2 protein-coding genes are annotated in these 1085 nt (G+C 47.5%); both read left to right on the top strand.

Features of this window, described 5'->3' with window-relative positions:
• The first annotated feature begins 294 nt into the window (after window positions 1–294).
• Window positions 295–666, top strand: a complete 372-nt coding sequence (locus ACRC27_RS08460) for a DUF2628 domain-containing protein (RefSeq protein WP_047707260.1) — start codon at window positions 295–297, stop codon at window positions 664–666.
• A gap of 100 nt (window positions 667–766) precedes the next feature.
• Window positions 767–1085, top strand: a 319-nt coding sequence (locus tag ACRC27_RS08455; RefSeq protein ID WP_438639676.1) for a hypothetical protein, incomplete at its 3' end; no start/stop codon positions are given.

Genomic DNA, 1085 nt, shown 5'->3' with positions numbered 1-1085 from the left:
AGAGATCAGTGTACTGAGTGATCGCATCACACTACTCCTCGTTTACATTACTTACTGTAAAGCGTAGATGAGGATCACAAAGGTGCTTAAGTCTAAATCATCATATATCTCGACATTATCGTGCCGAATACTTAGGCTCAGAGCGAAAATCAGGTTGTATCAACAGCGCTCGTCTCTATCTTTATCTTCCCTCTCCCGCTCTCTCCTCACCGCTCAATCGCACTGTGACAATTGGCTACATTCATAAAACTCGACCAGACTGAATAGGTTAAGTTACGTTGGCAGGAGTCGAAGATGAAACAATACAAAATTTTTCGCAATGCCTCGGGCCAAGTTGAAGCGGTGAAACAGGGCTGGTCTTGGCCGGCCTTCTTTTTCAGTGTGATCTGGGCCATTGCTAAACGGCTGTGGATCATTGCGATTTGGGCCATCCTGATTGTCATGGCGATAGGTACGTTTTTAAGCCTGAATGTCGGTTATGAATATAGCTATGAAATTACCAACATCATTTCCCTGTTGGTTTATGTCGTGTTCGGGGTATATGGCAACCGCTGGCGCGAAAAACATTTGCTCACCCGCGGATTTAAACATGTCGAAACCTTAACCGCTGCCAATCCCGCCGGTGCAGTTGCCCTGTATTCAAAAGCAACCAGCGAAGCGGCATGACCGCTTTGTTTTGCTTAGGCTCGGCGCATATCCACCAATACGGCAACGACACGGCAGTTTTAAGCTCACATTTTACTGACTGACCAATGAAGAGGGATGCATGAAAAGATCGCAATATATCGCGCTGTTGATAATCGCACTCGGTTCAACAGCGGCTATCGGTAAAGAAACGTTGGTGATCAATCGCGCGATTACCGAACCTGAAGTTCTGGCGGCACAAAAAGCATGGTGCGCCGCCTTAGTCGATATCAGTAACACCTACCAAAAAGAAGGGCTAGCTGCAGCCAAAGCCTTAGCGGGAAAAGTGATCGACAGCGCCTATGGCTATCAAATGGGGGGAGTGCTGTTTAAGCCTACGTTAACGGTCAACCCGCAAACATTTCGTACCACTCGGGCCGGTGCGTTAGCCTATTTTGTTG

Origin of the sequence: Plesiomonas sp. (genome assembly GCF_051650925.1) — a bacterium.
Lineage (GTDB): Bacteria > Pseudomonadota > Gammaproteobacteria > Enterobacterales > CAMTGL01 > Plesiomonas.
The sequence above is the reverse complement of the archived record's forward strand: the minus strand, read 5'-3'. Positions and strand labels throughout refer to the sequence as shown.